The organism is Campylobacter sp. P0109 (assembly GCF_002138755.1).
GTDB classification, from domain to species: Bacteria; Campylobacterota; Campylobacteria; order Campylobacterales; family Campylobacteraceae; genus Campylobacter; species Campylobacter devanensis.
The window spans coordinates 21,884-27,900 of the sequence record NZ_MJKK01000009.1; the positions used below are offsets into that span (position 1 = coordinate 21,884).

General features: G+C 29.1%; 4 protein-coding genes and 2 pseudogenes. 5 read left to right on the forward strand and 1 reads right to left on the reverse strand.

The genetic code is table 11. The features are described from left to right. Both CIGNP109_RS07745 and CIGNP109_RS07750 read left to right on the forward strand, forming a co-directional pair. A pseudogene (locus CIGNP109_RS07745) lies at nt 1-1,758 on the forward strand (hypothetical protein); the annotation flags it as partial. 348 nt (nt 1,759-2,106) lie between these two features. Next, nucleotides 2,107-2,620: pseudogene (locus CIGNP109_RS07750) on the forward strand (DegT/DnrJ/EryC1/StrS family aminotransferase); the annotation flags it as partial. Between the two features lie 71 nt (nt 2,621-2,691). Here CIGNP109_RS07750 and CIGNP109_RS07755 read toward each other — a convergent pair. Continuing rightward, nucleotides 2,692-3,300: a recombinase family protein gene (locus CIGNP109_RS07755; RefSeq protein ID WP_086228838.1), complete on the reverse strand. Its 609-nt coding sequence runs from the start codon at nt 3,298-3,300 to the stop codon at nt 2,692-2,694. 62 nt (nt 3,301-3,362) lie between these two features. On the opposite strand from CIGNP109_RS07755, the gene hddA reads away from it, so the two are divergent. The 3 genes from hddA to hddC are packed head-to-tail and all read left to right on the forward strand — an operon-like array spanning nt 3,363 to nt 5,647. Then, a complete protein-coding gene (hddA, locus tag CIGNP109_RS07760; RefSeq protein WP_086228839.1) occupies nt 3,363-4,382 on the forward strand; it encodes a D-glycero-D-manno-heptose 7-phosphate kinase in 1,020 nt (339 codons plus the stop codon). After that, a complete protein-coding gene (gmhA2, locus tag CIGNP109_RS07765) occupies nt 4,370-4,966 on the forward strand; it encodes a D-sedoheptulose 7-phosphate isomerase (protein ID WP_086228840.1) in 597 nt (198 codons plus the stop codon). Before hddA ends, gmhA2 begins: the two co-directional genes overlap by 13 nt. Then, nucleotides 4,967-5,647, forward strand: coding sequence for a D-glycero-D-manno-heptose 1-phosphate guanosyltransferase (gene hddC / locus CIGNP109_RS07770; RefSeq protein ID WP_086228841.1), 681 nt, complete (start codon nt 4,967-4,969; stop codon nt 5,645-5,647). The last annotated feature ends 370 nt before the right edge of the window (nt 5,648-6,017 follow it).

Here is a 6,017-nt window from a genome sequence, read left to right on the forward strand (position 1 = left end):
ACAAAGCTATCATCTATAGACAATATGAGATTTTTATGGGATGAGACGAGATTTGTAGATAAATCGGATAAACCTGATTGCAATAATACAAGTATGCGCAAATTCGCAGATAATGTTATTATTGGGGCCAGTTGCGAGAATAAAGAAGTTTTATTTAAAGAACAATTTATTCAAAAACATTTTTTAGAAAAATATGAAACAAACAATCAAATTGGAGTAATTAGAAATATTGATAAACTAATAGAAACATATAATGCATGCGATTATCTTAATATAGGGCATGGTTTTCTTGATTTTTTATTTTCTAGCACAATGGAATATAGAAGCAAATTAGCTTTAATGTGGGATAAGATAGATTTTAATGATAATATATCACACATGATTAATTTAGCAAGACAGCATGCTGCAAAGTTAGATAATTTTATCGCGATACATATTAGAAGTGGCGATGCTATTTATACTTATGCTGGGTATAGACTATGCAATAGACAATCTACTAATCATGCCACTCCATACGAGTTTGCTTTAGGTATAATCGAACAACATAAAAATGAGAATATTATTATAATAGGCGATGATATATCATCTATGAGAAAATTAAAACAAATAGCAAATAATAACAATGTAAAATTAATAGAGAAATTTAGAGATATAGATAAGTATTCCAATTTAGAACTTTTTATATATGATGTTGTGTTTATGTCTAAGGCTACATTGCTATATGGTACACATTCAGCATTAGTAAAACTAGCTTATGGTATTAACCCTAATTTAAAATGGATTCATCCACACAATGATATAGATATTCCAACTTTATACAAGTGGCTACAAACATACTATAGAGTCTTGGATAACTTAAGTCCTTCGCAAAGGGCATATTCTTGTTTTTGCTTATTTATGTATGGAGAAAAATGCAATGAAAAATTAGAAATTTTACAAAAATATCTACAAAATGCTCTAGAATTTGATCCTGAAAATGATAAATATAGAATTCATATTGTAAATTGTTTGTTAAAAAAACAAGATGTCGAACAATCTAATTGTTTGCTATCAAACTATTTAACAAATAGATTTAATCAGTTTAATCGTTTATTCGTATCAAAATATTGGGGTGGCAGATATGCCTTTGAAGAAGTCTTTAATAATTTTATACTATATGCTAATCCAGATTATCCATATATTTCATTTATGGCTGCAAAAGCTTCAGAGGCATTGGGAAAAAATGATGATGCTATAACGTGTTATAAATATGCAAAAAAAGAATTATATGATCAATCTAATATATGCTTGTTAAACTTATTTGATATACAACTAAATATAATGACTCAGAATTTAACTCAAAAGGATATAGATCTCAAAAAATTACAAGATAAATCATCAGAATTGCAGCTGCAATTAGATGAAAAAACTAAAGAAAATATGCAAATGCTCTCTAAATTTAAATCCTTAGAGGATACTTTAAACTCCTATCCTATCAAAAAACAATCCTTAGAAATTTCGAATTTAGAACAAGATCTAATAAACAAAAAACTAAAAGCTCAAATCTTAGAAAAAGAGCTAGGTCTTGATAATGAAATAAATTTAAAATACAACAACGCACTCCAAGAAAACGAAAATCTAAAAGCTCAATTATCTAAATTAAATCAAGAGTATAAATCACTCACCAACCAAATAACCAATCAAACAACAAATCAAACCGCCAAATCCCGCATTAAAAACCAGCTAAGCTATAAACTAGGCGAAGCCTTGGAAAGGCTATGATAGAGGCTAGTAAAAATTGGTATAAAGGTGGATATATAAAGTTATGGTTTAAATGTAAAAATATTCAAAAAGAGTATAAAAAAAGATAGGTGGCAAATTTTAACAGTTTGAATCAATTCAAACTGTTATTTTGAAATATCAATACTATGCTTTTAAGTAATATAATTAAATTTAATAAATTTTATTTATAAAAATTTATTAAATTTAAATTAAAACAACTTGGTGTTATAATTATTCCTTTAGTTTAAATGCCCATTTTAGTAAAGTCTTTATTGCAAAAACCTATTTACTATTTTAAGCAAATTTTTTGTATAATTTCTACTTAACTTTTAGGAAGGAGTTAGTATGCAAGATTATTCTTTATCTTCATCTACTTGGGATGAAAAAGAGTTAAACGCCATTAATGAAGTTATCAAAAGCGATATCTTTACAATGGGCAAGAAAGTAGCCGAATTTGAAAAAAGATTTCGCTAAATTTGTCGGATCAAAATACGCCGTTATGACAAGCTCAGGCTCGACAGCGAATTTAATCGCAACTGCAGCGCTATTTTATACCAAAAAAATAAACTAAAAAGAGGCGATGAAGTAATAGTCCCAGCCGTATCTTGGAGCACTACATATTACCCACTTTATCAATATGGCCTTAAACTCAAATTTGTTGATGTAGATTTACATACACTAAATTATGATTTAGAAGCATTAAAAAAACGCTATAAGCGATAAAACAAAGATGATAATGTGTGTCAATTTACTCGGAAATCCAAATGATTTTGATGCTATTAAAGCTATGATTTGTGATAAAAATATAATTTTGCTAGAAGATAATTGCGAGTCAATGGGTGCCGAATATAAAGGCAAATAAGCCGGAACATTTGGTATTATGGGGACAATTAATTATAACCTAAATAAATTAAAACTAGTATTAAACTATTATATTAATTTTCTATTTTTACAAAAGTAGTAAAAACCAACATAGCTTTTGGTTTGATTATAATTTAAAATAGTCCAAATTTCTTTTATTGAGTGTTTTGATTCTAATAATTTTTTAATCTTATCAATATCTTTATCATAGAAGCTATTAAATGAATTCTTAGGTCTTCCTAGTATTTTTCCTTTGGCTTTTGCGTTATGAAGTCCAGCTTTTGTCCTTTGAGATATAAAATCTCTTTCTATTTCGGCTAAATAAGCATAAATAGAAAGTATCAATTTAAAAGTTGGATTATTAAAGTTATTTAATTCCATTTGTCTTAAAAAGCATAGTTTGACGCCGTTTTTTGTAAATTCTAATACTATGTTTATTATCTCTAGCATATTTCTACCTAGCCTAGATATTTCTGTAACTAAAAGCATATCGCCAGCGTTTAATTTAGATTTTAACTCTTGGATTTTTCTTTTTTCTTGTGATTTTGTAGAGCTAATTTCAAGACTTATAACTTCATCAATTACGATATTTTGATTTTTACAATATTCAAATATTTGTAGCTTTTGTGCGTTTAAATCTTGTTTATTAGTGCTAACTCTTATATATGCTATTGTCATATTTATCCTTTGAGATTTTATTTTAATTAATCGTCCCATTTTTTAAAATATTAGGAAATTTTATGAAAATTATTCGCTCTCAAACCCCGCTTAGATTAGGACTCGCTGGTGGTGGTACAGATATCAATTTATATTGTGATAAATATACTGGTTATGTTTTAAACGCTACGATATCCCTTTATATTCATTGTACATTAATCCCAAGAGATGATAATACAATTATATTCGATTCGCCAGATACTAACTCATACGCAAAATACGATAGCAAATCGCATTTAGAAAATGATGGAAATTTAGATATTTTTAAGGCAGTTTATAATCGCATTGTAAAAGATTTTACCCATAAACCTTTAAGCTTTTCACTACATACATATTCAGATGTCCCTAGTGGAAGTGGGCTTGGTGGGAGCTCTACTTTAGTCGTAGGAATAATCCAAGCATTCACAGAATGGCTAAATCTACCACTTGGAGAATATGATATAGCAAAACTTGCTTATGAAATAGAGCGTGAAGACTTAGGAATCGTAGGTGGTGCTCAAGATCAATACGCTGCTACCTTTGGCGGATTTAACTTTATGGAATTTTATGACAATAAAAGAGTAATTGTAAATCCATTAAGAATCAAAAATTGGATCGCTAGCGAGCTTGAATCTAGAGTAGTTTTATATTTTACTAACATTACTAGAGAAGCTAAAGATATAGAAGAGCACAAAAAAGGCAAATTAGGAGATAGCAAATCACTTGAAGCAATGCATGCGATAAAGCAAGACGCAGTAGCTATGAAAGAGGCTCTATTTAGAGCTGATTTTGATACTATAGCTCAAATTTTAGGCAAATCTTGGAAATCTAAAAAAATTATCTCCGATATAGTTAGCAACGATGAATTAGACAGAATTTATAATCTAGCTATGGAGAATGGCGCATATAGCGGCAAAACTAGTGGAGCTGGAGCGGGTGGATTTATGTTTTTCTTAGTAGATCCAATCAAAAAATATAATCTAATTAAAATTCTAAATCAACAATCAGGCTATGTCCAAGACTTCTCATTTACCAAAGAAGGAACAAAATCATGGAAATTATAAATCAATATATAAAAAGTCATTTTGAAGACTCAATACAAGTAAAAAATCAAATTTTACAAGATAAAGCCCTAATAGAGCTTATTCAAAAGGTGGCCTTAATCACTACAAATGCTTACAAAAATGGCTTTAAAACCATGCTTGCTGGTAATGGCGGGAGTGCTGCCGATGCTCAACATATAGCAGGTGAGTTTGTAAGTAGATTTTATTTTGATAGGCCTGGAATTCCTAGTATAGCTCTCACTACTGATACAAGCATTTTAACAGCTATTGGTAATGACTATGGATATGATAGATTATTTGCTAGACAAGTTCAAGCCCAAGGCGTAAAAGGTGATATTTTTATAGGAATATCAACAAGCGGAAATAGCATAAATATCATAGAAGCCCTAAAAGTATGTAAAGAAAAAGAGATAATCTCTATAGGACTTACTGGTCAAAGTGGCGGTAAAATGGCTGATTTGTGTGATTATTGCATCAAAGTACCATCAAATTGCACCCCTAGAATTCAAGAATCTCACATTGTTATAGGGCATATTATTTGTGCTATCGTAGAAGAAGAGATATTTGGAAAAGGTTTTAAATAGATGAATAGCCCTAAAGAAGCAATCATCTTATGTGGCGGACTTGGAACACGCCTTAAAAGCGTGTTACCAAACCTGCCAAAACCTATGGCACCTGTTAAAAACAAACCTTTCTTAGCGTTTATCCTAGAGTATTTAAAAAGACAAAATATCAAAAAAGTTATCTTAGCCGTTTCATATAAATATGAAATAATACAAAATTATTTTCAAAATTCATATTTAGATATGGAGATTGTCTATAGCATAGAAGATGAGCCACTAGGCACTGGTGGAGCGATTGTGAAAGCCTTAAAATTAGTAGATCAAAATAGCGTATATATACTTAATGGTGATACAATTTTTGATATAAATCTAAACAATTTAAAACTAGATGATAGCAAAATTTGTATAGCTTTAAAACATATGAATAATTTTGATAGATATGGGAGTGTAAATATCGATAAAAATCATAATATAACAGCATTTAATGAGAAAAAATTCACACCCGATGGATTTATCAATGGCGGAATTTATCTAGTTAGTAAAGATATATTTGACGATTTTAGTTTAAATGCCAAATTCTCATTTGAAGAGTTTTTTCAAAATAATTTTTTAGCTCTCAAAGCTAGAGGCTGCGTATTTGATGACTACTTCATTGATATTGGAATCCCGCAAGACTATCAAGCTTTTATTGATATTAATTAATTTCTTCTATAGCACAATCTTATTAATTTACCTAAAGATTAACTTTAAAGTTGAAAGTTGAAATTTTAAATTTAATAAATAATTTTTACTATATTTAGATAAATTAAAATTACTAAATTTAAAAACCTAAATTCATCCACCAAACTTAAATTTCTCATAAGATTTATTTATATTTCGATTGAAATTTGATTGATTTAACTATCTATTTTAACTCAATCCACCGGTTGTATTATAGCTGCTTGTTTGATTTCAGGCATAATAGCCCAGAGCTTTGGTAGATCTACACTAAAACCCTCTCTTAATTCACATCTATTTATTCCTACTCTTTGCCATGGTTCTAAATTTGGGTTAAAAAATGTGCTTATACACT